General features: G+C 45.3%; 20 protein-coding genes. 14 read left to right on the forward strand and 6 right to left on the reverse strand.

Translation table 11 applies throughout. The annotated features are described in order from the left end of the window. Positions 1 to 194: 194 nt before the first annotated feature. From JKP82_RS08250 to JKP82_RS08260, 3 genes are read right to left on the reverse strand one after another with little or no spacing between them, the layout of a single operon-like run. Positions 195 to 1394: a retropepsin-like aspartic protease family protein gene (locus JKP82_RS08250; RefSeq protein ID WP_218396599.1), complete on the reverse strand. Its 1200-nt coding sequence runs from the start codon at positions 1392 to 1394 to the stop codon at positions 195 to 197. Between the two features lie 27 nt (positions 1395 to 1421). Beyond that, a complete protein-coding gene (locus tag JKP82_RS08255) occupies positions 1422 to 1877 on the reverse strand; it encodes an acyl-CoA thioesterase (RefSeq protein ID WP_159531868.1) in 456 nt (151 codons plus the stop codon). A gap of 49 nt (positions 1878 to 1926) precedes the next feature. Further along, complete coding sequence (locus JKP82_RS08260; RefSeq protein WP_159531866.1) at positions 1927 to 2643, reverse strand: DUF8198 family protein; 717 nt, start codon at positions 2641 to 2643, stop codon at positions 1927 to 1929. A gap of 205 nt (positions 2644 to 2848) precedes the next feature. Between JKP82_RS08260 and JKP82_RS08265 the strand changes: the two genes are divergently transcribed. The 6 genes from JKP82_RS08265 (at position 2849) to JKP82_RS08290 (ending at position 7479) form a co-directional block, all read left to right on the forward strand. Next, a complete protein-coding gene (locus JKP82_RS08265) occupies positions 2849 to 3373 on the forward strand; it encodes an elongation factor P hydroxylase (RefSeq protein WP_309475325.1) in 525 nt (174 codons plus the stop codon). Further along, positions 3370 to 4500, forward strand: coding sequence for an ATP-NAD kinase family protein (locus tag JKP82_RS08270; protein ID WP_218396601.1), 1131 nt, complete (start codon positions 3370 to 3372; stop codon positions 4498 to 4500). Before JKP82_RS08265 ends, JKP82_RS08270 begins: the two co-directional genes overlap by 4 nt. A gap of 40 nt (positions 4501 to 4540) precedes the next feature. Continuing rightward, entirely contained in the window at positions 4541 to 4843 is a 303-nt protein-coding gene (locus tag JKP82_RS08275; RefSeq protein ID WP_159531860.1) for a YfcL family protein, read from the forward strand. 434 nt (positions 4844 to 5277) lie between these two features. Then, positions 5278 to 5991 carry a FlgO family outer membrane protein gene (locus JKP82_RS08280; RefSeq protein WP_218396603.1) on the forward strand — a complete coding sequence of 238 codons (714 nt, stop codon included), beginning with the start codon at positions 5278 to 5280 and terminating at the stop codon, positions 5989 to 5991. Positions 5992 to 5995: 4 nt separating this feature from the next. Next, on the forward strand, positions 5996 to 6760 hold the full coding sequence (locus JKP82_RS08285) for a FlgO family outer membrane protein (protein WP_159531856.1): 765 nt from the start codon (positions 5996 to 5998) through the stop codon (positions 6758 to 6760). A 2-nt stretch (positions 6761 to 6762) separates the two neighbouring features. Continuing rightward, positions 6763 to 7479 carry a FlgO family outer membrane protein gene (locus JKP82_RS08290; RefSeq protein ID WP_159531854.1) on the forward strand — a complete coding sequence of 239 codons (717 nt, stop codon included), beginning with the start codon at positions 6763 to 6765 and terminating at the stop codon, positions 7477 to 7479. Positions 7480 to 7634: 155 nt separating this feature from the next. Here the strand turns inward: JKP82_RS08290 and mnmC1 are convergent, their stop codons facing one another. Both mnmC1 and JKP82_RS08300 read right to left on the reverse strand, forming a co-directional pair. Beyond that, entirely contained in the window at positions 7635 to 9761 is a 2127-nt protein-coding gene (mnmC1, locus tag JKP82_RS08295) for an FAD-dependent 5-carboxymethylaminomethyl-2-thiouridine(34) oxidoreductase MnmC1 (protein WP_218396605.1), read from the reverse strand. A 36-nt stretch (positions 9762 to 9797) separates the two neighbouring features. Beyond that, the gene (locus tag JKP82_RS08300) at positions 9798 to 10817 is read right to left on the reverse strand and encodes a GGDEF domain-containing protein (protein ID WP_218396607.1); all 1020 of its coding nucleotides are present in this window, start codon (positions 10815 to 10817) and stop codon (positions 9798 to 9800) included. A 461-nt stretch (positions 10818 to 11278) separates the two neighbouring features. Between JKP82_RS08300 and fabB the strand changes: the two genes are divergently transcribed. Next, positions 11279 to 12493 carry a beta-ketoacyl-ACP synthase I gene (fabB, locus tag JKP82_RS08305; RefSeq protein ID WP_159531848.1) on the forward strand — a complete coding sequence of 405 codons (1215 nt, stop codon included), beginning with the start codon at positions 11279 to 11281 and terminating at the stop codon, positions 12491 to 12493. Positions 12494 to 12617: 124 nt separating this feature from the next. Here the strand turns inward: fabB and JKP82_RS08310 are convergent, their stop codons facing one another. Beyond that, on the reverse strand, positions 12618 to 13322 hold the full coding sequence (locus JKP82_RS08310; RefSeq protein WP_159531846.1) for a Crp/Fnr family transcriptional regulator: 705 nt from the start codon (positions 13320 to 13322) through the stop codon (positions 12618 to 12620). Positions 13323 to 13394: 72 nt separating this feature from the next. On the opposite strand from JKP82_RS08310, the gene JKP82_RS08315 reads away from it, so the two are divergent. The 7 genes from JKP82_RS08315 to folC all read left to right on the forward strand — a co-directional run bounded on the left by JKP82_RS08315 (position 13395) and on the right by folC (position 24850). Continuing rightward, entirely contained in the window at positions 13395 to 14150 is a 756-nt protein-coding gene (locus JKP82_RS08315) for a class II aldolase/adducin family protein (RefSeq protein WP_159531844.1), read from the forward strand. A gap of 81 nt (positions 14151 to 14231) precedes the next feature. Further along, a complete protein-coding gene (locus tag JKP82_RS08320; protein WP_159531842.1) occupies positions 14232 to 15431 on the forward strand; it encodes a 4-phosphoerythronate dehydrogenase in 1200 nt (399 codons plus the stop codon). Positions 15432 to 15490: 59 nt separating this feature from the next. Then, on the forward strand, positions 15491 to 16507 hold the full coding sequence (locus JKP82_RS08325) for an aspartate-semialdehyde dehydrogenase (RefSeq protein WP_159531840.1): 1017 nt from the start codon (positions 15491 to 15493) through the stop codon (positions 16505 to 16507). Between the two features lie 422 nt (positions 16508 to 16929). Continuing rightward, positions 16930 to 21600, forward strand: coding sequence for a FimV/HubP family polar landmark protein (locus tag JKP82_RS08330; RefSeq protein WP_218396609.1), 4671 nt, complete (start codon positions 16930 to 16932; stop codon positions 21598 to 21600). A gap of 61 nt (positions 21601 to 21661) precedes the next feature. After that, a complete protein-coding gene (truA, locus tag JKP82_RS08335) occupies positions 21662 to 22453 on the forward strand; it encodes a tRNA pseudouridine(38-40) synthase TruA (protein WP_013783501.1) in 792 nt (263 codons plus the stop codon). A gap of 232 nt (positions 22454 to 22685) precedes the next feature. Beyond that, positions 22686 to 23531 carry an acetyl-CoA carboxylase, carboxyltransferase subunit beta gene (gene accD, locus JKP82_RS08340; RefSeq protein WP_159531825.1) on the forward strand — a complete coding sequence of 282 codons (846 nt, stop codon included), beginning with the start codon at positions 22686 to 22688 and terminating at the stop codon, positions 23529 to 23531. Further along, positions 23531 to 24850, forward strand: coding sequence for a bifunctional tetrahydrofolate synthase/dihydrofolate synthase (gene folC, locus JKP82_RS08345; RefSeq protein WP_218396611.1), 1320 nt, complete (start codon positions 23531 to 23533; stop codon positions 24848 to 24850). Before accD ends, folC begins: the two co-directional genes overlap by 1 nt. Positions 24851 to 24855 lie beyond the last annotated feature (5 nt).

Raw genomic sequence — 24855 nt, forward strand, 5'->3', positions numbered from 1 at the left:
GCGCTCTTTGAGCCGTAGCCCTGAGCATAGCCACATGGGAAGCCCAGCAATTGCGGTGTTGGCAGATAATTTCGCGAAGAAAACCGGCCTTCCTTCTAAGAAAACCGTCTTTTTAATGCTTAAGTAGATGTCGAGCTGGTTAAGACGCTGTATTGAGCTAGATATGAATGAGTAGAAGTTAGGATGTACTCGGCCTAGTCTAAAGCGTTATTTTCTTCTCGTACTTTTAACGTAAGCTCGCTGTCTTGGGGGCTAATGGAAAAGTCGAATTTTCCTAATATATTCATTCCTAATAACCCATCTGCGTTGGGTAAAGCGTTTGTTGGTAGCACTAACGCAGAAACGTCGTTAAATCGATAGCCAGCAAAAAGGAAACTAGGTATATGTACCAAAGGGGCATTAATGGTGCCCGACGCGGTATTTACGTCAAAGTTACCAATAAAAGTAAGGCGTCCCAAACCGCCTAATCGGTTGAATAAGTCCGTGGTGATAGCAGTAGTGCTTGCTCCAGTATCTAACACCATGTCGGCGGTTTGATTGAGTGCTTCAACGTTTACCCGGTACTGATCGCCTTCTCGAAGGAGTGCCACGCGAGTAACGTCCTTACCTAAAAGTTCACTTCTTGGCAACGTCTCGTCTGTAGCAACTTCATTGTCATAGTTTCTTTCTCTATATGCGATATTTCGTATAGCATTGGCGGCGTTATCATCGTAAGCCAAGCTTGCAAGAACATCTTCCATTAAGGTTATTTTTTGCTGTCTAGCATAAGCTTCGGCAAGTTGAAGCGTATATCGTCTGTTATCAGGCACTCGCTGGAACAAAGGTTCGTTCAAGCTTGCCACTAAATCCCACTGCCTATTTGCTTTAAGCTCTTCTTGCGCGTTGTCGTATAGGCTAGTAATCCGGCTTTCAACGTTATCTTGCATGTTAGGTGATAATGGTAGTTCAGCTAAATCGTGAAAATAAATAAGCGCTTCGGATAATGGCTGAGTTCTTAATACCAACTCGGCTTCTAACAGTAAAAGATCTTCATTGTTAGGGAAGCGCTGTAATTCATAGTTCAGTTGTTGATTAAGGAGTGCGTAGTTACCGCTACTTAACAGTTGATGTAATGCATCAATGTTCGTTTCAGATATACCTGCCTCACGGTATGCTCTCGCATTATTGGTTGACGAGATAAACCCCTCGCTAGGATCTTGGCCGTTAGTTGACGTTGAGTGCCCAGTACCTTTTTCATTCGCAGCGTTTTCTTTGTATGCAGCGTTTTCATAATCAGACATGCTATTTGACGTAGCTATATCTACAGCCTGGTTTAATGACAGCCATAAATAGCCGTTCAGAAATACGGATGCAGCAAGTACCACAACTAAACATGCTAATAGCCCTTTATTCATAATTAAAAACTCCGTTGGGCTTCGCAATTAAAAATTGGGTTCAATACATGCTTTGCCATAAATCACCTTAAAGGGTTCAGGCAATCGCTTAGGAGAGCCAGTATCTAAACTCACGCAAACAAAGGTGGTTAAAGCTTCAAATACGGTTTTTTGTCTGCGCTCACAAACAAATTGAAAGTGTCGTTTTAGGGTTAGCTTGTTATCACAACTCACAATCCACGTTGCACATTGTAGACTGTCACCTTCGTGAGAGGGCAGGTGGTAATCAAGTTCATGGCGTTTAATCACCATGGCGCGGTTGAGCGACTGATAGTCAGAAAACTGCAAGCCAAGTGAATTGGAATGGGCCCACGCCAATGCTTCTACTTGGGTTAAGTAAGCCACATTATTAACGTGGTTATAGTGATCTAAGTGGCTAGCATCTATTTGCCAAGATTTGATAAAGGGCGATTCATATCGCCATGGTAATAAAGACTCTGGCATTCGGGGTAAACTCAGTTGCTACCTTGGTGCGACTCTATAAAAGCCCACATCAGGTGGTTAAATTAGTAGAAACGATAGGAAGCGGGTTATCTTCTGGCAGAGGGACTGATTCATCAAACAACGTATGCATAAGCACTTCTTCTCGTTCGAGTACAGGATGAATAAAGCTTTGCACATCGCCAATGGCTTTAAATGAGTGGAAACCATTTTCTAGCAATTCGTGAAGCGACAATAAACCAGCTAATTTGGCGGGGCGTCTTGATAAGCTAATCAACATACCGATTCCCCTAATTTTAATCACATCGCCGAGTTGATCGCCAAGGTGTGCAATAATATCGAGTTGGCGTTGCCTGTCTTGCTGCCGACCCGTATTGCGGTAGGCTAGGGCGTAGCTGTCACGATTTAATGGTGCTCCTTTGAGTTGATGTACCATTTGCATATCTAAATCGAATGACAGGGCGTTAAGTGCCAACGCATCATTCATGGCGTTCATGGCTTTGTCGGGAAGCACTTTGGCAAGCTTGGGGATCACCCTAACTAAGTCAGCGTCACGCTGGCTGAAATCTTTTGGGCCATACAGTTCATCTACAAAAAATTGCATGGCTTTTTGATAGCGCGCTTGTTTGGCTAAATCATCGTGAGACACCAGCAAGCGCTCGCATTGCCAATGCTGAAGTTCGTGAATATTATCCATAATACCCACTTTAAGCGCTAGGTCTCGAAGCGCATTCACTCTGTGTATATGCTTAACGATATTCTGTGACACGCAAATAATATCCTTCCGTAGTGCTTTAATACTAGCTTGACGCAAGCGAGTGGCGCATGCAAGCCGCTAAGCCTATTCCCGCCATATTTTCACTGTTATAATACCCGCCCTTAAATGTATGGCTAACGGGAAACGTCTTTGAATTTTAGTACTCGGTGCAATCTAACTCGGCTAACTTATTCACTCGCTGCTGGAGTTATTCTGCGTGGCGAATGAGATAGACCCTGACGTACCTGCGCTTATTACTTTGTTTAACAGCACCTTTACCGACTTTCAAACGAAGCTGGTATTAGGTGATGACGAGCCTGTTTATCTTCCTGCCACTGAAGATATTCCTTATCATCGCATTGTGTTTGCCCACGGCTTCTTTTCCAGCGCGCTGCATGAAATTGCCCACTGGTGTGTGGCAGGTGAGAAGCGTCGTTTGCTCGAAGATTACGGTTATTGGTATTGCCCTGATGGGCGAGATGCCAAACAGCAAGCCGAATTTGAAAGTGTAGAGGTTAAGCCGCAAGCTATTGAGTGGGCGTTTACCGAAGCCGCAGGGCGAAAATTTCAAGTTAGTACCGATAATTTAAATGGTGCAGAGCCCGATAGACAAGGTTTCACGCAGAATGTTGAAGCCCAGTTAGCGTGCTATAAAAACAATGGTTTCCCCCCTAGGGCAGTACGCTTTATCGATGCTTTAAAAAAACACACAGAAATTAACGGGAGCGCAGTAAACCAATGAATAAACCGGTATTTCGATTAGGTGTGGTAGTTAACCCTTTTGCGGGTATAGGTGGCGCGCTTGCATTAAAAGGCAGTGACGGTGCCGATGTGCGTGAAAAGGCATTGGCGATGGGCGCTGAAAAAAAGGCTAACGAAAAAATGGCCAAAGCGCTGTCTATAGTAGAGGGCTTGTCAGAACAGTTCACTATCGTTACCGCCGGTGGCGAAATGGGCGAAGACGTGTGTGCTTCTTTAGGTTTACCCTTTGAGGTGGTGTACAAGAGTGCATCGCAACAAACAGAAGGGGAAGATACCGAGCGTGCCGTACAGGCTTTTCTTGGCTGTAATCTTGATGTTATTTTATTTGCTGGTGGCGATGGTACTGCCCGCAATGTATGTAAAATTGTGGGTGACAAAGTGCCGGTGCTGGGTGTGCCGGCGGGATGTAAAATCCACTCGGGCGTGTACTGTGTGACTCCGTCTGCCGCAGGGCAGGTTATTAGCCAAATGATCAAGGGCGAAATTGTCAGTGTGATGGAAGGCGAAGTACGAGATATCGATGAAAACGCATTTCGAACCGGAAAAGTGATAGCAAAACACTATGGCGAGATGCGAGTACCCGCCGAACTAACTTACGTGCAAGCAGTAAAAATGGGTGGTAAAGAGGACGAAGCGCTCGTCCTCGATGACATTGCCGCTACCATTAGCGAATTAATGGACGACAACACAGACACCTATTTTGTTATGGGGTCGGGCTCTACCGTAGGCGCAGTTATGGAGTTTCTGGGTTTAGAAAATACCCTACTAGGTGTTGATGTGTTGCAAGACAAAGCGCTTGTAGCCAGCGATGTAACTGCATCTGAATTGCTTTCGCTTACCCAAGGAAAGCCAACCCAAGTGGTGTTAACCGTTATCGGAGGGCAAGGGCATATTTTGGGGCGTGGAAATCAACAGCTTAGCCCAGACTTTATCCGCGCTATTGGCAAAGAAAATATGCGGGTTGTTGCGACTAAACAAAAGTTACAATCGCTTGGTAATAAACCATTACGATTAGATTCTGGCGATGCTGAGTTAGATGCATCGCTACAAGGTGCGTTCACCATTATTACCGGTTACAAAGACAAGGTTCTTTATAACGCCGAATAGTTTTAAAGTTTTAGATTACGTTTAAGAATAGGAGAAATACGTGTTACCTCCGGCTTCAGCCCCCCAACAAGTAGTAAACCAAATTGCAGCGATAGAGGCTGCGTTAGATGATGTAGTTAATCATGGTAGTGACGATGAGCTGTTTACAGCCAGTTACTTACAAGGCCATTTCGCCGTGGTGTCTCGTCAGCTAGAAATGCAAAGCAGCGCAACTATGCAGCAACTAGATTCAGATATGGCAGCAAGCTTGCAAGCCGCATTTAACAACAAAGAACTAGAGGGCGATGATGCTGCGCAGGTTAAGAGCCTTTGGTCACGATTATTTGACCAGGCGCGCAGCTAAGCGCCAAAATGTCGCACAACAAAGCGCTATGCGTGGAATCTGGAAACGGAATAATTATCCGGCAAATTACGCCTGAAAGCGGCATGGCTTTGCCGCTTAGGCACCCTCACTTTCTCTCAATCGTTGGTGTTATTTTAAACACCCAGCCACGTTGATTGGCGTTCCTTTTCTAAAGGTAGCTAACTACAATATATTCTCTCTAAGCCCCCAAGTAGCGGAGTAATGCGGCGTACGGCTGTGTTTTATAGGCTTTCTGACATCGCTTGCTTTAGCTCGGCACTTGTTAGCGTTAACCTTTTTTCAGTCTTTATGCGCTACATGACACGCCCCCACAGGTTGTGGTGCGAATATTGCTAATTCTTGTTGTTGACAAGAAAAGACAAGTAGTGTGACACAACGCGCTTTTTACAAATGGCTTATTTCTAGGTGAATATATGTTCGGTTTAATTCAACTTGCGAGTTACAAGCGTAGCGCTAGTAACACACCCAAAAGAGCAAGGTACTGCACGGTACGCTGTACCTTTCGCTGTATTTTGCGCAACACTTCGCGAGCGATTTCTGCCGGATTAATACTTGCCATCATTGGCGGCTGTCAATCGTCGGACGACCCTAAAGCCCAAATGTCACAGTCTGATCCCTTGGCGATTCCAGCCCTTGGGAATGTTGAATATCACACCTACATTTTAGCCAATGAGCTGTTTGCCGATTTGCGACCTTCTAGGCAAGCGCGCTATGCCGTGGCGGGATTTGTGCCTATTGATACCATGAAATACAACAAGAATGATCAACATCCATTGATGATGTTAGGGCATCAATTAGAACAGGGTATGATGACCGAAGCCACAAAACGTGGTTTTACTACTCAAGAATTTAAGCTTTCGAACGATATAATTGTTAATGACGAAAGCGATAGAGTACTTACGCGCAATATCGACCAATTGTCCGATATCGAACGGGTCGATTTCTATATAACAGGTACCTTGGTTTACCAACAGTCTGGGGCTGTGGTTAACGCAAGAATTATCAATGTTAGAAATAAAGACGTGGTGGCGGCAGCTACCCGCTTTTTTCCCGCTGAGATTTTCTGGGAAGAAGAGCGAGTGACGAGCCGTAATGGTCGACTGTACAGAACTGAAGGTGGAAGGTAACGGGATGAACGCACTATTTAAATGCACGGCATGTATCCTAGCAATATCAACGTTAACCCTGAGCGGTTGCTCTATGATGTTAGGCGAAGAAGAAGTGGCAGTTGAAGAAACGTCTCGACCGGCCATGAATGTAGTAGATATTATGGCGATAGACCGTCCTTCACCACAAAAAGAAGACGACGAACAGTCAGACGAGCAAGAGGGAATGGATGCTTTCGGCGCCTTGGGCCAACCTACACTTTATTCGAGTGTTCAAGGGGCCTATAAAGGGCGACCGCTAACTAAGCATATTGGTGATTACGTAAAAAATATGACCCAAGACCTTATCGCAAATATGGAATATGTGAATGAAAAAACGCCCATAGGCGTAACGCATTTCGCGCTTATTGATACCAATCTTCAAGAAACGGATTTGCTGGGTAAGCAAATGGCAGAATCATTTGTTCACGAACTGCATAAATTTCGTGTGCCCGTTATCGATTTTAAAGCCACAGACTACATTCGTATTACCGACGGTGGCGACTTCGTTCTTAGCCGCGACTATTTAGAGTTAAGCAGCAGTTTACCCATAGATTACGTACTTACGGGCACCATGGCTAAACACCAAGGCGGCGTGTTAGTTAACGCCAGAATATTAGGCATAGAGTCTCGCGCGGTAGTGGCGAGTGCACAAATGCTGGTGCCATTTTATGTGGTAGAAGCGTTGATCCCTAGCGACGGTAGCCAAAAGAACGGCATGCGTGATGGCGTTAAATTAAGTAGAGGTTAATCATGAAAAGGCTTATTGCTTTGCTGGCAATGGGGTTAGTCGCTAACCTCACCGCGTGTACCAGTACTGAATCAATCGGCTCTTTTTGGCTAGGTGATGACGGAGAAATTTCTCACTCCGCTGAGCCTGTTCCTGTGCCAAGGGGATCAGGCCTTGAGTACCACCCAGACTCTCGCGACCGTGAATACCAGCAGCATGTTGCCGTAGACCCAGGCTACAGAGACCCATTGCACCAAGGATTTTCTCCTTCACAAACCCACAAACGCTTAAATGACTATGCATCGCAATTGGCGATGGACTTAATGGATAACGCAACCCGCCTTACTCAGCAAGACATGGTGGGGGTGACCAGCTTTGTGCGCCTGAATGAATCTTTAGGCGATAGCACGGTGTTAGGAAATCAACTTTCTGAATACCTTATTGCCGAACTTCAAGATTTTGGGCTAGCCATTGTTGACTTTAAAATGGCTGGTGGCGTGACAGTAACGCCCTTTGGTGATTTTGTATTAAGCCGCAAAGCGAATGCACTGGCCAAGCAAGTGTCGATGGACCATGTAGTGACAGGCACTATTATTGAAGACGACAGGGGCGTTCGCATTAATGCCCGTATTGTTTCAATGCAAAACAAGCAAGTTGTTGCCAGTGCGAATATCTATATTCCCGCGTTCATCGTGACCGATTTAAATAAAGGCTTAACGGCGCAGGTGCCAGTACAATAACGGGTTACGCATCGGTGAGTTTCTAACTGCCGGTGACAATCGAATTAAACAAAAAAGCGCAGTCTGAAGTGGCCCAGTAAAATAGGCGTTCAGCACTGCGCTTTTTTATTGCAGCTTAAAAAATTGCAGCTTAAAAATAGCGATAAAAGCCATCGCTATTCATCAAAGATACTTCGTATACAGTCTCTCACCATAAACCGTGCAGGATGTACCGCTTGGCACAAATCATTGTTTAGCGGCAAAGGCTCATGGGTTAACGTGCTTGCTAATAATTCCGCCATTAAAGGCGCGGTAGTGAGGCCGCGTGACCCTAAGCAGCATAATGTGCTTACTGGAGTTGCTGGCAACGGGGCAGCGGTATAAAGCGGCTTACCTAACGACAACCCAACATATTGAGTTTTAAGTGCCGAAAAATCTGCAAGCATACCAGACACAGGTTGATGATCCGGTGAACCTAACCGCGTGGCCGCCCTTGCTTCGCCATCATGCTCGAGCTGTTGTACAACATCAGTATTCGCCATTGCTTGCTGGTGGGTTTGCAGGTTTTGTTCGCTTTCCTGAGCTCGTACTTCTGTAGATAGGTCGTTTTTGATGTAGGTTGAGCCAAGGGCATGTCGGCTATTTAATGCTGGAGTCATATAGCCTTTGTGGCATATCACAGTGGTTAATGCGTTTATGGGCGCTTGAGTAGTAATGGCTTCTACTTGCCCGCGCACGGGGCGCAGCGGTAACGAAGCAAATGCATTACTGCCCACAGCACCAGCACCTGTGGCCAAAATAAGATGATCAGCATACAAGGTCTTATTATTTGATGAATCCTCTATGCCCGCCGTTACACTAAACTCCACGGCAAGGTGGTGTGCTTGGGCAAGCGCATCCGATAATGATGTTTTGTCACTGTCATTCAATACAGTGTGAGAAAGGTACTCATGGTGACATAATACGGTCACATCTGCGTACTGTTTTGCTTGCTCAATTAGCGCACGCACTAAGTCAGGTGGCGATATCCAGCCCCCTTGCTCTATAAACAGTCCATCATAAGGTAAGGCGATGCTCGCTTTTTCCGATAGCGCCTCAGGGCTTATTGGTTTGATTAACGCCTCTGGCCATACACCATTAGCCACCAGTTTTTTCTGCCGAACAGCGACCTTCTCGTTAAAGTTAAGCTGCGCAACACCGCAAAAGTCGTATGCCACAGTCGTTTTTTTCAACGCAACGTTTGTTGAATCTTCTTGCTCATCAAGCAAGGTGTGGTAAATATGCGAAGCATACAAAAAGCTATGCGCTTGGATACGGCTGGCAATACTGGCCTCGGAATGAAGCTGAGGGAAAAAACCTCCTTGTGGGTTGCCCGATGCGCCTGTGGCTAAAGCCTCTTGATCATGACATACCGTAACGTTAATGCCACGCTTGGCTAAAGAAAGTGTCACCGTTGCTGCCGCAAGGCCATTGCCCACCACAATAACGTGGCTTTTAGGAGCAATAGCAGCTTGATTGTAACGATAGTAGGGGCCTTCGAAGGCACGCTTTTCAGCTAATGTCGACGCGGCTTCTGTTTCATAAACACCCACCAACATATCGCGTTTTCTACCAAAGCCTTTACGTTTTGATACGGTAAATCCAGCGGTAGCCAACCCGCGCTTTACAAAACCCGCCGCTGTAAAGGTGGCAAAAGTAGCACCTACTTTAGACAATCGCGCCATTTGCTCAAATAACGTGTCGGCCCACATGTCAGGGTTTTTACTGGGGGCGAAGCCATCTAAAAACCATGCATCAATCAGCCCAGCTGTTGGGCTATGCCATTGAGGCAATAAATCGTGTACATCCCCAACCCACAAATCCAACGTGGTATCAAATTCATCGAAATGACGCCTATGGCACCCATCTAGCTCCATAGGATAGCGCGTACTTAATGCGCCAGCTTCTTCTTTCAAAGCGGGAAATGCCAGTAATGCCTTTTCCATATCTGGTTTGGGTAGTGGGAATTTTTCCGTACTTAAAAAGAATAATTGTTTAAGCGGGTGGCTGGGATTGGCGTTTCTAAAGTGTTTAAACGCTTGCATGGCAACCAGAAAGTTAAGCCCAGTGCCAAAGCCGGTTTCAGCAATCACAAAGCTAGGGTTGCTATGTGCCAGCCAACGTTCAACAATGCTATTTCCACCCATAAATACATATTGGGTTTCATTAATACCACTGTCATTGGAAAAGTATACGTCGCCAAAATGGTCGGCGACAGGCGTGCCGTTTTCATTGAAATGCACGCTTGCTTGTTGAGATTTCACCGGTGTAATTTAACTCTTTATGCGGTTGATAACTAACTATTCAGAGACAGTCTGATTGCGACCTTGTTCTTTGGCTTTATAAAGCCTCTCGTCGGCGACCTTGTAAATTTGAGACAACGTGTCACCATTTTCAGGCCAGCGGGCCACGCCGATACTTACGGTCATTTTAGCGTCAAAGCCTTCTACGCTTAACGTGTGTTCAACTGAATGCCGTAAGCGCTCTGCAATGCTATGTGCTTGAGAAGGCGTAACATCGGGTATAAGTAAACAAAACTCTTCGCCGCCGAATCGAAAAGCCCAATCGTTTCGTCTGCGCATACTATTGATAATACGAGATACGTCAACAAGTACTGCATCGCCCACGCCATGACCATATTTGTCGTTCACCTTCTTAAAATGATCAAGATCGACTAACACCATAGATACATTTTTTTGTTTCTCGGGCAATGTTTCGCAGAGCATGTCGAAAATAGAGCCTAGAAGCAAGCGGTTGTTCAGCCCTGTGAGCGGGTCTAATGAGGCCATTTCCTGCAAACGTTTGACGGTCTCTGCCCGCTTTCGTTCATAGGTATAAGATAACGCCCAAATAGCCGTAAGTGTTAAGGCAATATTGACAATGGCAATGACGGGTGTGTCGGGATTATGCACAATATGTCGGTAGGTCAAGATGCCGCAGCCTGATAATACATATAAGACAGAGTAGATGGTGCCTAATTTGGTACCCAACAGCAAATAGGAAAGAACTGGCACAATGAATAGCCAACTGTACAGTGCTGAGGTAAATGAGGCAGAAAGAATGCCAATAAGAATAACCGTATACAGGGCGAATAAAAATACGGAAGACCATAATTTTAAGTTCGGTGTCTTTTTATGAATCGCTAGAATAGCGAGGGAAAGAAAGACAACCAGCAACTCAACAAAGGCCAATACTTTGTGGCCTACAATCCAGTTATTGATAGTAAAAATGACACCTGCAACAATGATAACAAGTAGAACAACTCTTAATACCGTACGACGAAACTCAAGTTCGTTGCCCCAGAAGTTAGAAGTGGCCATGGTGATGTGTATTCCCGCACAAATTTTACTAAAGATTTTTATGTTATAAGAACTGCACGCAGTAGAACGCGCTGGTGAATAGTGATAGTACACAATTTTATCTGAATTGATTCAAAGAGTTTATCTTAATTGTTAAAGATAGACGAATGGATAAGAGATGTGAGCAGTTTTGTGAAGTTAAACAACTATATCGATACCCATCAATACAGTTGCCTTGCCATAGACCGAATGAACTGCTTAAAAATTTAGTGAAGCTTTTGTGAACTTGCTATTTTCTTCTAGTATTTGAATGTGCCTTTCATGATACATTGATTGAAGCAATTCACGTGGCGCAAAAATAATTAAAGCAAATGCATCAGGATGCGGTTAGAAAAAGTGAAGTGCTGGGTCTTAAGCTGCAAAGCAGACCACTTTACCAATCAAAATCGTTACCATAGCCGCATCAACGCAAAGGGTAAACTATGAGAAGAGCAGTTATCACCGGTCTTGGAATTGTTTCAAGTATCGGCGTCAATAAACAAGATGTACTTGCTTCATTGCAAGCAGGTAAGTCAGGTATTACACACTCTGAGCAGTTCGCTGAGATGGGCCTAAGAAGCCAAGTGTGGGGTAATATCGATATCGACCTTAAAGAGCACATCGACCGTAAAGCTATGCGGTTTATGGGTGATGCGGCGGCCTATGCTTATGTTGCAATGCAACAAGCCATTGAAGATTCAGGCCTTGAAGACAGCGACATTTCTAACGATCGCACCGGCATTATTGCTGGCTCTGGCGGCGCGTCTTCTGAAAACCAAGTACTTTCGGCAGACATTCTGCGTGAAAAAGGCGTAAAACGTGTGGGGCCGTACATGGTTCCTCGTTGTATGGCGTCTACGGTTTCAGCATGCCTTGCCACGCCGTTTAAAATTCGCGGTGTGAACTACTCAATTGCGTCGGCATGTGCAACCAGTGCTCATTGTATTGGTAATGCCATGGAGCTTATTCAACTGGGTAAGCAAGACGTTGTATTTGCAGGTGGCGGTGAAGAATTGCACTGGGCACTGTCAAGTCAGTTCGACGCCATGGGCGCACTGAGTTCTAAATATAACGACAACCCTTCAGTAGCATCACGTACTTATGATGCAGCACGCGATGGCTTTGTTAGCTCTGGCGGCGGCGGTATGGTTGTGGTTGAAGAGCTTGAGCACGCATTAGCCCGTGGCGCAAAAATCTATGGTGAAGTGGTTGGCTACGGCGCAACTTCTGATGGCTTCGACATGGTAGCACCATCAGGCGAAGGCGCAATCCGTTGCATGAAAATGGCCATGCAGAATGTATCTGCACCCATCGACTACTTGAACACCCACGGTACTTCAACACCTGTAGGAGATGTGAAAGAACTGGCGGCTATACAGGAAGTATTCGGCCAATCTGGTGTGCCAATTAGTGCAACAAAATCACTAACGGGTCATGCATTAGGTGCAGCTGGCGTTAACGAAGCTATCTATAGCTTGTTAATGATGGAAAATAATTTTATTGCGCCATCAATTAACATCGACACGCTAGACGATGCCGCCGCTGGTCTCGACATTGTCACACAAGCACGTGAAGCAACGTTGAACACGGTTATGTCTAATAGTTTTGGTTTTGGCGGTACTAACGCAACGTTAGTGATGCAGCGCTACCAAGGCTAGACTATAACGATAAGCAAGTTCGTATCGGACTTGTTGATATACTTGATGGGGAGCTTGATTTTCCCCATCGAGTTAGTAGTTTTCACCTGCTATCTTGCCGTTCGTACCTGTGACTATCTAACTATCACGCCTCATCTACAAGCAGCGCGAACAAAGCCTTTGGTCGACTGATGGTTATTTTTCCATAATGTAAATGCAGTAATCCTTGGCTTTGCAAGTCGCCTAAGAGTTGGTTCACCGTTTGTCGGCTACTGTTTATCATTTGCGCTAAAGATTCTTGCGATAACGTTAAGGTAATAGCGTTGTCTTGGGGGAGATGCTGGCCGTAACTGGTGGTTAGCATCAGTAGGCGCTTAATTAACTGGTGTTGTAAGTTTAGCCCAGCGCTGGAATCGATAAATTGAAATGCACTTCTTACTCTTGAACACAGCAGGCGGGCAAAGTGTGGGTAAAGCTCAGGGTGAGCCTTTAATACTGCGTTAAACGCACCTTTTGGGATAACCGCAATCACAGTATCGATTTCACACACACTATTGTGAGTGCGGGGTAAATCGTCGAAAAGAGAAATTTCACCAAACCACGTGCCAGGCCCAAGCAATGCAAACAGCATTTCCTTGCCATTAGCACCAATATTCATTACACGCAGGCGGCCTTCGCATACGCCATAAAAACCAATGCCTTCCTCGCCTTTAGCATGCAGTTGTTGACCTACTTTTAAATGACGAATACGTACCTTAGCAAGCAAGGCGCACTGCAAGTTTTCAGGGAGTGAAGAAAACCACATTGAGCTGGTTAAAACGGTTGAGTATTCTTGAGTTAACATTTTCATTACAGTGTCGTTTATCCGACAGTTTAGCCTGTAAATTAGGCGTAAGGTAGAAAAAAATGTAGGAGATGAATTATGAATTCAGAAGTCAAAGCACAGGTGAGTGAACAAGAGTGGCAAACCCGTGTGGATCTAGCGGCGTGCTATCGTGCAGTGGCCATGTACGGTTGGGATGATTTAATTTTTACCCATATATCTGCAAGAGTGCCAGGGCCCGAGCATCATTTTTTGATAAACCCTTACGGCATGATGTTTGATGAAGTCACAGCGTCAAGCTTGGTGAAGGTAGACTTACATGGCAACAAGGTCATGGAAAGTGAGTACGACATCAACCCCGCGGGCTTTACTATTCACAGTGCGGTGCACGAAGCTAGAGACGATGCGAAGTGCGTGATGCATTTGCATACTACTGAAGGGGTTGCACTTTCAGTATTAGAGGAAGGATTACAAGCGTACTCACAGCAGTCTTTGTTTCCGTTAGCCTCTTTGTCTTATCATGCCTATGAAGGCGTAGCCTTGAACCCTGATGAGAAAGCGCGCCTAGTACGCGATTTGGGTGAGACACAATTTATGATTTTACGGAATCACGGCTTGCTTACCTGTGCCGACACCATTCCCGATGCGTTTTTGTTTATGTTCATTTTTCAGCGAGCTTGCGAAATCCAGTTAAAAGCTCAGGCCACAGGCCAGAAGTTAATCCCTATTCATTCTGCTATTTTGCAAGGGATCCGCGCACAAGCGTCTGAAGTTACAAAACAAGCGGGGGGAAGCCTAGCGTGGCCAGGAATTAAGCGGCGGGTTGCCCGACGATTCCCTGGTTTCGACAAATAAGCGCTAAAGTAGACTAAAAAACTGTATTGATTCATGGTGCTCAAGGTTACTAATCCAAAGGATTGAGGTAAACTTAGCATCATGAAAATACTCTTTGAAGATACAATTCCTTTAGGCCGTGAATACTTCAGCGGCTTAGGCGATGTTAGCAGTTATGCATGGCAAACCCTTACTCCGGAAGATATCAAAAACGTAGATATCTTGGCTGTGCGTTCCACTACCAAAGTCAATGAAGCCTTGCTTAGCCAAGCGTCGCAACTCCAGTTCGTTACCACTGCCACCTCTGGCACTAACCACATGGATAAAACCTGGCTTAATAGTCAGGGGATCAGCTGGAATTCCGCGGGCGGTTGTAACGCCGTTGCCGTGGCCGAATATGTACTTAGCGCATTATTTTTGGCTGACCAAGCAGGTAAGATAGACATTAATGCTATTACCGTGGGTATAGTGGGGGCAGGACATGTAGGCACGGCCTTGGCTAAACGATTAGCGGCATTGAACATTGAATATAAGTTGTGCGATCCCCCATTAAATGAGTCGGATGACCCACGCAGTTTTGTTGGTTTTCAAGACATTATCGATTGTGATGTGATCACGCTTCATGTGCCCTATGTGAAGACAGGCAACCATGCCACGGGTAAGTTGATTAATGCTGATGTGCTAGGGCAACTAGGGAGTAATCAGTTGCTTATCAATGCATGTCGTGGTGAGGTGATTGATGAACAGGCTTTGTTAAATCGGCTGAAACAACCAAACGCGCCCTCGGTGGTGTTAGATGTGTTTGAAAATGAGCCCGCCATCAATCTTGAACTATTGCAATATTGTTGGCTTATGACACCTCATATTGCGGGGCATTCAGTAGAGGGTAAAGTGCGAGGTACTCAGTATGTTTACGAACAAATATGCAATTTGCTGAAAGAACCTTGTACTAAAACTCTCGGCGAATATTTATCCGCTGTTGAACCCATAGAAGTAGAATTGACCTCAGCATCAGCTTCCACATTGTCGAAACAAGATTTAATAGGCTTAATGCTAAAAGTTTATAGCTTGCGTGTTGACGATAAAGCATTTCGAGAAGGGGTAGGGGATGTATCGAGGCAGAAAAGTGAAAGTGCGAATAGCGAAAAAATTTCTGCCTGCATTAGCCACACCTTTGCTACTATGCGCAAAAGCTATCGGGTAAGACGGGAATGCAGTGCGTATACGCTGATATTGCCCAGTAACACATCAGATGAAATTAAACAGCAATTGAGAGGGTTAGGCTTTTTGTTGCAAGCCTAGCTTGCCAGCCTAACGTCTTCTATTTTTAAGCAACACTATTAGCAGGAGAAACAACACTTATGTCACAAGCCTTTGACGTTGCCGTATTAGGCGCGACCGGTCTAGTTGGGCAAACCATGATAGAACTACTGGCAGAGCGTGGCTTTCCAGTAAATCGTTTATATCCACTAGCCAGCAAACGTTCAGCGGGAACCAGTATTAGCTTCAAGGGCGAAGATGTAGAAGTGTTGGATGCAGATACGTTCGATTGGTCGTTGGTACAATTTGGCTTTTTCTCTGCAGGCGGCAGTATTTCTGCTGAGTTTGCGCCACGTGCCGCTGATGCAGGGTGTATCGTTATCGATAACACGTCTGAATTTAGGTACGAGCCAGACATTCCGCTTGTCGTGCCAGAAGTTAATGCCCATGTACTGGCTGATTTTCGCAATAGAAACATTATTGCCAACCCTAATTGTTCAACCATTCAAATGATGGTGGCGTTGAAACCAATACACGATGCTGTGGGTATTGATCGTATTAACGTAAGTTCGTATCAGTCTGTATCTGGTGCAGGAAAAGAAGCGATGGAAGAGCTGGTGAAGCAAACTGCTAGCCTGCTAAACGCGCGAGAGCTAGAAACAAAAGCGTTTAGCCGTCAAATCGCCTTTAACGTTATTCCTCAGATTGATGCGTTTCAAGACAATGACTACACCAAAGAAGAAATGAAAATGGTGTGGGAAACACAAAAAATTATGGGCGATGACAGCATCTTGGTTAATGCAACGGCAGTAAGAGTGCCAGTATTTTACGGGCATGGTGAAGCCATTCACTTAGAAACTCGCGCTCCAATTGATGCTGAACAGGTTAAGCAATTACTTGCTGATGCACCAGGCGTAAAAGTTTATGATGCTGCCGATCAGTTTCCTACCCAGGTAAGCAGTGCCAGCGGCAATGATATGGTCCATGTTGGGCGTATTCGAAACGATATTACTCACCCTTGTGGTCTTAACCTTTGGGTTGTGTCAGATAATATCCGTAAAGGTGCGGCGACAAACAGTATTCAAATTGCTGAAACCTTAATTCGCGATTACATGTAATCATAGGGCTAAGTAGGCAAAACCCAAATTAGGGCATTTAACATTGATTTCGCCGAGTAAGTAAACATTTTGCTTGCTCGGCCGATAAGCAGTTATATCGATATTCAACAAATAGATACCGAAAACAGAAGGGCTAACTAGATTGCCTTTAATAACTGGTTTATAGTTTCTTAAACCAGATTACAAATACCGTCGACCCAAGTGGTGTTGTCAATACATCAGCGAAGGTTAAAAATAGCGGTAAGCAATGTAGAAAATCTGTATTGATAGGGCATTTTCATTCGTGCGCAGGCGCTATCAAATGATAAGAATAAAAAGCTGAACCCGTTTGCAGCATTTAAGTGCAAATTAGAAGAGGTTTAGCTACGAATCTCCACCATGACACTTGGTGGTGTTGACGCTTGAGGGCATATAGGATTGCTATGAAATTGCATTTGACGGGCTTAGTTTTACTTACTTTATGTTTACTAGCCCCCCACAATAATGTCGATGCACAGGAACGCGCTACCCTGCTGAAAGGGCCCAAGAACGCGACCAGCCAGTATTCTGGATTAGAATACGGCCCCATTGATTCTCAAGATACTCTTTGGCGTATAGCCGAGCGCTATCGCCAAAATAATAACCTGTCGGTTTATCAGGTTATGTCAGCTATTTATGAACTAAACCCCAATGCATTTGAACAGCAGAACTTAAATTTACTGGTTGATGGTTCAGTACTGAAATTGCCATCAGAACGGTATATTTCTCGTATCGATGCTAGGCAAGCACAAATACGCGCAGAAAGTGACGAGCGAACCTTTGCTGAGTTGCTAAACAAACCTGGTAGCAGCGTACGAAATATCAAACCGCCTGCGCCTTTGGTGAATCAAAACGATTTAAGCCAAACCCAATCCAATATTGAACAAAAAATTACGCGTTTAGACCAAGAGCAAACCCGTCAGTTTGATGAACTTCGGATGCAATTTGCTGCGTCATTAGAAAACGTAGAAGCTTTATTAAATGAAAATCGCAAACTGTATGAGCGGGTAGACGAGGTTAACGGTGAACTTCAAGAGCTTCGTAATCAGGTTGAAGGTGATGTTAAAACACAAATAGATACGCAAGTTGCGCTGCAACAAGAGTTGCTCGAGATGATGAGAGCCGAGCAAATGCAGCGAGAAGCGGAAAAACAAAACTCGATGTGGAGTTCGCTTTCTAGCCCAATGCTTCTCATTATAGGCTCCGGCATTATTACCTTATTGTTGGTCGGCGGACTGATTGCTTGGTTATTGAAACGTAAACCGGCAGAAGCTACACAAACACCAGAAGTTCAAGAAGTTTCTGATGATGTGCCAGTGCCCGATACTGACATGGCCGATTTGGCCAATGCGCTGGAGCCAGATCTTGGCGATAGCATGGAGTTGACGGATGACGATCTGTTTAACGACGACGACTTGCTTGATGATGTGCTTACGTCTGAGTTAGAAGAAAGCCTTGATGATGATTTAGAAACCTTTGGCGACCTCGACGATGACATGCTGGTGCCGGAAGATGATACCGATGATTTATTTGAGTCGGGCAGCGATGAACTCGATCAGAATGAGCTCGACAGTTTGTTCGATGATGATGATTTGTCCGATAAGCTCAGTGAAGATGACAATAACAGTTTAGAAGGGTTTGATTTATCTGGTGATGACGATGATTCACTTGATACCGAGCTTGATACAGACCTAGGTGTAGGCGAAGCACAAGATGAAAACGATATTGAAGAAGCGCCAGATGCGTCTGAACCCGATGCCTTAGATGACGACTTTGATATCGATGATATTTTAGATGGTGCAATGGCTGAAACTGCCACGAGTGACGAAGTAGACGACATTTTCGAAGCAGCACAATCAGCTTCGAATGAAAGCGAAGAGGATATTGCCACCTTACCCAGTGTGGATGACGAAGACGAAACGCCTGAAATCAGTATTGATGATTTGCTTGAACAAAATGCACCAGAGCCCACGCTGCTTGATGAATTAGACAGTAAAGATGAACTTATCAATGAAGAAATGATTGATAAGCTTGATGATGAAATTAATCAGCAGAATCAAGAACTCGATCGAATTACCGATGATTTGCTCAACGAGATTGAGCAAATCGAAATGATGGGTGGCCTAGATGAAGGCGACGAAGACAGCGAAAGCGAAGAGGATGCAATAGAGTCTGTTGCATCAGCACCTTCACCACAAGCTATTCAAAGCCTAGACAGTATTACTGGCGACTTAGAAGAAGTTGATGTTGAAGACATGGAGAATGCAGAGGATTTCTCTGATCCATTGTCGGATGACTTAATTTCCGAATTGCAGGCTGAAAGCGAAGAAGAGCTAGGATTCGATGAGAATGCATCTGAGGAAGAGACTGATTCTGAGGTAGAAGAATCCGCAGATGATGATTTTTCTGACCCTGTTACAGATGACTTACTGGCCGAGCTTGAAGCAGACATTGAATCGGATGATGACGATGTTGAGCCTGAATCAGCGGACGCTGAGATGGATGGTGAATCAGACAATGAAAATGCTGATTTTGACGATCCGTTAACCGACGATTTGCTCGCAGAGCTCGAAGCGGGTATCGAGTCGGAAGATGATGCGTTAGCGCCCGAAGCAGCAGATGAAGCTGCGCCTGCCTTCGACGAGAATGGCGATTTTGATGACCCGCTTACTGATGACTTATTAGCAGAGCTAGAAGCTGAAAATCAGCCAGATGAAGCGCCTCATGACTCCCCAGAAGAAAACCCTGTAGTTGCTGAAAACTCTGAGGCCGACAGTGACATTGATGATCCGCTTACCGATGATTTACTCGCTGAGCTAGAAGCAGATATTGAATCAGATGAAGACACAAATTCCGGCGATGCGCTTGCAGATGAGCTTCTCGCTGAACTTGAAGCTGATATCGACAGCGACATCGAAGAAGCTCCGTCCGATGCGCCGTTAGATAATGATGAAACACTATCAATTGACGACCTGAGCGATGAAACCGATGCGCTAGAGAATGAAGTCGTTGAAAATGATACCTTTGAAACTGTAAACACAGACAGTGAAATCGAGCAGCAAGAAACGACAGATTCTGACGAGGCTGGCGAAGCACCTGTTGATGAAGCGCTTGCTGACGAAGAACTTGAGGTCGCTGCACTAGCACCAGAGCCCGAAGAATTAGCACTAGACAATGTAGATGATGCGGCTGCCGAAGAACTGCCAGTTGAAACAAACCCCACCGATGAAGAGCTTGCATCAGACGAATCTGATGACGCTGCACCAGCAACAGAGTCAGAATTTGCCGAACTAGATGAAGCGCTGGAAGATACTCCAGCAGAAATTACGCCTGAAGATGAAGATAACGCCGATGGGCAAGATGAAATCGATACGCCTATCGAAGAAGCGATAGAGGATGCTGGGTTAACAGTACAGGAGCCAGCAGAGTCACCAGAAGAGTCATCAGAAGAGCCAGCAGAAGCACCGGCGGAACTAGAACAAGAGCCCCTCCCCAGTGATGACGCTGTGCAGCCTGAAAGCGACGGTGAAAGTGAAACTCACGATGCTTTAGCAGATGAATTGTTAGCGGCCAGTCACGCCGATAGTGATTCAGAGGCTGAGCTTGGTGTTGATAAGCCGCTTCCAGCAGACGAAAATGCAGATGAGTCAGTTTCAGACGAATCAGATACTGATGAATTGGATTTAAGCGATGATGAGCCGTCAGACGAACTTGAATCTTTAGGTTCCGCTGAGCAAGTCATTGATGATCCAGATGCAGAAATACAAGATATAGCCTCGTTAGAAGAAGCCGAGTCAGAAGATGAGATTGACGGGTTTAATGAAGACGAAGTATTAGATGAAGCACCGCCAGCTGAAGCTCAGCTAGACTTTGATGATGATGATGACAGGGACGATGCTCTCGAATCTGCTGAACCCGAAAGTGTAGAAGTAGACGGTGCCCACAGCGACGAAGAAAGCGACAGCGATGAAGAAAGCAACAGCGATGTAGAAAACGACAGCGATGTAGAAAACGACAGTGATGAAGACGAGTTACTGACTGAGGACTTACTTTCTGAGCTTGATTCTGACATTGAAGCGGGCCTAGAGGTTGCGCCAGATGAGCCTCAAGTTGATGAAATTAATGAAGATAACTTAGACATCGAGCCAGTTGCTGATGAGCGTCTTGCCGAAGCCGAAGCTGATCCACTTGATGATGCATTGGCGGCGTTTGATAAACAAATGATGGATGATATTCCTACATTTGGTGAATCGAGCGATGATGCTGAAGAGCCAGAGCCAGAGCCAGAGCCAGAGCCAGAGCCAGAGCCAGAGGCCGAAAGCAACGATTACGATGACAGTATTCTTGATAGCGCATTCGATGAAATTGATGAATTTGAATTAGAGCATGAAGTCGATGGCTTGGTGGCAGAGCCTTCAGCCAATGAAGAGCCCTTAGTGAATGTAGACCCTTCTACCGATGAAAAAGATCCTAGCGACTTCGACGAGCTAGAAGATGTGCCAGGATTAGATGACTGGTTGTCGGGAACTGAAGAATCAGAACAAGAAGAGATATTTGACGATTTAGATGGTGCAGAATTTGATGAATTGCTGCAAAGCATCGAATCAGAGCAAGAAGATGAACCAAGTATTGAAGCGAATACCGCTGAATCGGCAGAGAGCCTAAATCTTGAAGAAGGCCCCGAGCCTGAACTTAAGCTCGACAACCCAGACTTAGATTTAAGTGCACTATTAAACGATGTGGAGCGCGATGCTGAAACCGAACCACGTACACCGCCAGAAGATTTCTTGGATGTGGAAGCGCTCATGGATGATGGCGAAGATAACGAGATAGATCCAGACAGTGCAGAACTTGATTTAGATGTAAGCCTTTCTGATTTCACCGGTGTTAATGATGCCGATGACGTCATTGATATTGATAAAGATGCTGGGCAAAACGCGAACCTCGACCTCGCACGGGTTTATCTAGAAATGGATGATATCGTTGCTGCGAAGGAATTACTCGAAGATGTGATGAATCTGGGTAGTGAAGAGCAAAAGCAAGAAGCTGAAGGTATTTTAAAATCCATCAGTTAATTGCATGTTGAGTGCGGTATGACTACACTTAGCGGCTTTTCTATTTAGAGGTGTTTGAAACATGGGGCGAATCGCCTTAGGCATCGAGTATGATGGTGCATCGGTACATGGTTGGCAACGTCAAAAAGACGTGGCTAGCGTGCAAGAATACCTAGAGAAAGCACTCACCGTTATCGCAAATAAGCCTATTATAGTATTTTGTGCTGGTCGCACCGATGCTGGTGTACATGCAACTGGCCAGATAGTCCATTTTGACAGCGATGTAGAGCGTCCAGAGCGTGCTTGGACACTCGGTATAAACGCTAACATGCCTGACACGATCGCCGTAACCTGGGCCAAACCTGTCTCTGATGATTTTCATGCCCGCTTTTCGGCTACCCATCGTCGTTATCGCTACGTTATTTATAACTCCCGTATGCGACCTGCTATCCTGCACAATGGTGTTACTCACGAATACCGCGAGTTAGACGCAGAAAAAATGCATGAAGCCGCACAGGCGCTGGTAGGGGAGCACGATTTCACTACATTCAGGGCTTCGCTGTGCCAAAGCAAAACGCCTCACCGAACCGTAAGTAGCGTGAGTGTACATAGGCAAGGTCGTTATGTGGTGTTAGATATCCGTGCGAATGCGTTTTTGCATCATATGGTACGTAACATCACGGGTTCACTGCTTTGCATTGGGGCAGGAGAGCAACCTGTCGATTGGATGGCGCATCTACTTACCCTAAAAGATCGTGCAAAAGCCGCTACCACCGCCAAACCTAATGGGTTGTATTTGGTAGATGTGACTTACCCTGAGCACTTCGGTATACCAAAATCACCTCTAGGGCCTCTTTTTCTTCCAGAATCTTAAGAGCGTGAACGGTAGCAATGGGTTACCGTTCAACTTCTTAGACCAGTTTTGTTTTTTCCATTTTACTGTATTGTGGTCTAATAGCGCGCTATATTAGGTGGTTGTACTAACGTAGTGCGTATTTTTCTCTTGCGCTACAATAAAGTAACCGAAATATTCATGTAGTATTGACACAAAGCACGAATGAAAAAACAGTGTCGGTGCGCTAATAAATATAAAGGATTCCTTTTCCATGAGCTGGATTCAAAAAATTCTTCCGCGTACGCAAACATCCACAAAAGGTAATGTACCTGAGGGGATTTGGACAAAATGCGGCTCTTGCCAAGCTGTGTTGTACAAAACTGAGTTGGAAAAACTTCAAGAAGTTTGCCCTAAGTGCGATCATCACATGCGTATTACGGCCCGTCGCCGTATAGACGGCTTTCTTGATGAAGGCGACCGCGTAGAACTTGGTGGTGAATTTGAACCACAAGATATCTTAAAATTTAAAGATTCAAAACGTTATAAAGACCGAATCGTAGCCGCGCAAAAGCTAACCAATGAAAAAGATGCCTTGGTAGTTATGCAAGGCAAACTAAAAGGTATGCCAGTTGTAGTAGCCAGTTTCGAATTTGCCTTTATGGGGGGCTCAATGGCCTCTGTGGTAGGTGCTCGCTTTGTTGCTGCGGTAAACGCTTGTCTTGAAAACAACACGCCACTTATTTGTTTCTCTGCTAGTGGTGGTGCACGTATGCAAGAAGCGCTTATGTCGCTAATGCAAATGGCAAAAACATCTGCGGCATTGGCAAAAATGAGCAAAAAAGGTTTACCTTACATTTCTGTGCTAACAGACCCAACAATGGGCGGTGTTTCTGCCAGTTTAGCGATGCTAGGTGATGTTAACGTTGCTGAGCCAAAAGCGTTGATTGGTTTTGCTGGTCCTCGTGTTATCGAGCAAACAGTACGCGAAAAGCTACCACAAGGTTTCCAGCGTAGTGAGTTCCTTGTCGAGAAAGGCGCTATTGATATGATTGTTGACCGCAGGGAAATGCGTGATAAATTACACGGCTTGTTACTTAAGCTGCATCATCAGAATTAGTGAATACACAAAAAAATCAAAATACTGACTCAACAACCACGTTGAGTCAGTGGCTTTCTCATCTTGAATCTATTCATCCAAGTGCCATTGATATGGGGCTTGAACGCGTTAAATCTGTGGCAAATGCCATGGGTATCCATCTAAAAGACTCTCTACTTATTACCGTGGCCGGTACTAACGGTAAAGGCACAACTTGCCGCTTGTTAGAGCAAGCTATGCTTGCGCAAGGTAAAACCGTCGCGGTGTTTGGTTCTCCTCATCTAGTGAGTTACTGCGAGCGTGTGCGGCTAAACGGTGAATTGGCTGAAGAAGGCGCATTTTGCCGTGCTTTCGAGCTTATCGAAAAAGCCCGAGGCGATATCACGTTAACCTATTTTGAATTCGGCACCTTAGCTGCAATGAAAATGATGCAGGATTGGGGTGTTGATGTGGCCGTATTGGAAGTAGGGCTAGGGGGAAGGTTAGATGCCACCAATATTCTCGACCCAGATTTAGCCATCATTACTACCATTGACCTTGATCACCAAGACTGGCTGGGTGATACCCGCGAAGCAATTGCTCGTGAAAAAGCCGGTATAATGCGAAAAAATGGTAAAGCTGTTATTGGTGAGCTTTTTCCACCAAGTTCGCTACGTGAAGTTGTGTTTGAATTAGATGTTGATGCTCGATGGGCGCAGCAAGACTTTTTCATTGTTGATAATACCGCGCCTGACTATAGCCTTAGCGCTAGCACCAGTCGAACGTGGCAATGGAAGGGTAAGCATACTGAATTTACCCAGCTACCATACCCGCATATTCCGCAGCAAAATGCAGCAACGGCACTTGCGGCACTGGAATTATTGGACTTACTGCCAGATGAAACAGCGATAAAGCAGATTATTGCCAATACCCGTTTGCCAGGCCGCCAGCAAGAAATTAGCCATAACCCGCTAGTGGTGGTGGATGTCGCGCATAACCCCCAAGCAACCAACGCAATGCGGGAATGGCTTAAACGTTACCCCGCAAGTAAAATACGCGTGGTAGCGGGTATGTTAAAAGACAAATCTATTGCAGAAACCCTTGCGCCTTTGTCATCGCTGAATGCACAATGGTACTTAGCATGCACTTCAGGCCCTCGAGGGTGCGATTCAGACGTGCTAGCGGATGCACTTTTGGATGCTCAGCTTGATAAAAGCTATATCCAAACCTTCAATGATGTGACTAATGCTTATAAAGCAGCACGTAATGATTACCATGAAGGCGAACTTATATTGGTCTTTGGTTCCTTTGTTACCGTGGCTGAAGTGTTAAATTATACCAACGCAAATGAACAACAATAAAATCG

The organism is Alteromonas lipotrueae (assembly GCF_019249215.1).
Taxonomy (GTDB): domain Bacteria; phylum Pseudomonadota; class Gammaproteobacteria; order Enterobacterales; family Alteromonadaceae; genus Alteromonas; species Alteromonas lipotrueae.

What these genes read in the sequence shown, in the direction of transcription:
- JKP82_RS08315 (WP_159531844.1), top strand. Translation starts at nt 13,395, where the DNA reads ATGAATTCAGAAGTCAAAGCACAGGTGAGTGAACAAGAGTGGCAAACC.
- accD (WP_159531825.1), top strand. Translation starts at nt 22,686, where the DNA reads ATGAGCTGGATTCAAAAAATTCTTCCGCGTACGCAAACATCCACAAAA.
- JKP82_RS08300 (WP_218396607.1), bottom strand. Translation starts at nt 10,817, where the DNA reads ATGGCCACTTCTAACTTCTGGGGCAACGAACTTGAGTTTCGTCGTACG.
- JKP82_RS08255 (WP_159531868.1), bottom strand. Translation starts at nt 1,877, where the DNA reads ATGCCAGAGTCTTTATTACCATGGCGATATGAATCGCCCTTTATCAAA.
- fabB (WP_159531848.1), top strand. Translation starts at nt 11,279, where the DNA reads ATGAGAAGAGCAGTTATCACCGGTCTTGGAATTGTTTCAAGTATCGGC.
- JKP82_RS08250 (WP_218396599.1), bottom strand. Translation starts at nt 1,394, where the DNA reads ATGAATAAAGGGCTATTAGCATGTTTAGTTGTGGTACTTGCTGCATCC.
- truA (WP_013783501.1), top strand. Translation starts at nt 21,662, where the DNA reads ATGGGGCGAATCGCCTTAGGCATCGAGTATGATGGTGCATCGGTACAT.
- JKP82_RS08325 (WP_159531840.1), top strand. Translation starts at nt 15,491, where the DNA reads ATGTCACAAGCCTTTGACGTTGCCGTATTAGGCGCGACCGGTCTAGTT.
- JKP82_RS08285 (WP_159531856.1), top strand. Translation starts at nt 5,996, where the DNA reads ATGAACGCACTATTTAAATGCACGGCATGTATCCTAGCAATATCAACG.
- JKP82_RS08310 (WP_159531846.1), bottom strand. Translation starts at nt 13,322, where the DNA reads ATGAAAATGTTAACTCAAGAATACTCAACCGTTTTAACCAGCTCAATG.
- JKP82_RS08290 (WP_159531854.1), top strand. Translation starts at nt 6,763, where the DNA reads ATGAAAAGGCTTATTGCTTTGCTGGCAATGGGGTTAGTCGCTAACCTC.
- JKP82_RS08280 (WP_218396603.1), top strand. Translation starts at nt 5,278, where the DNA reads ATGTTCGGTTTAATTCAACTTGCGAGTTACAAGCGTAGCGCTAGTAAC.
- JKP82_RS08330 (WP_218396609.1), top strand. Translation starts at nt 16,930, where the DNA reads ATGAAATTGCATTTGACGGGCTTAGTTTTACTTACTTTATGTTTACTA.
- JKP82_RS08320 (WP_159531842.1), top strand. Translation starts at nt 14,232, where the DNA reads ATGAAAATACTCTTTGAAGATACAATTCCTTTAGGCCGTGAATACTTC.
- JKP82_RS08270 (WP_218396601.1), top strand. Translation starts at nt 3,370, where the DNA reads ATGAATAAACCGGTATTTCGATTAGGTGTGGTAGTTAACCCTTTTGCG.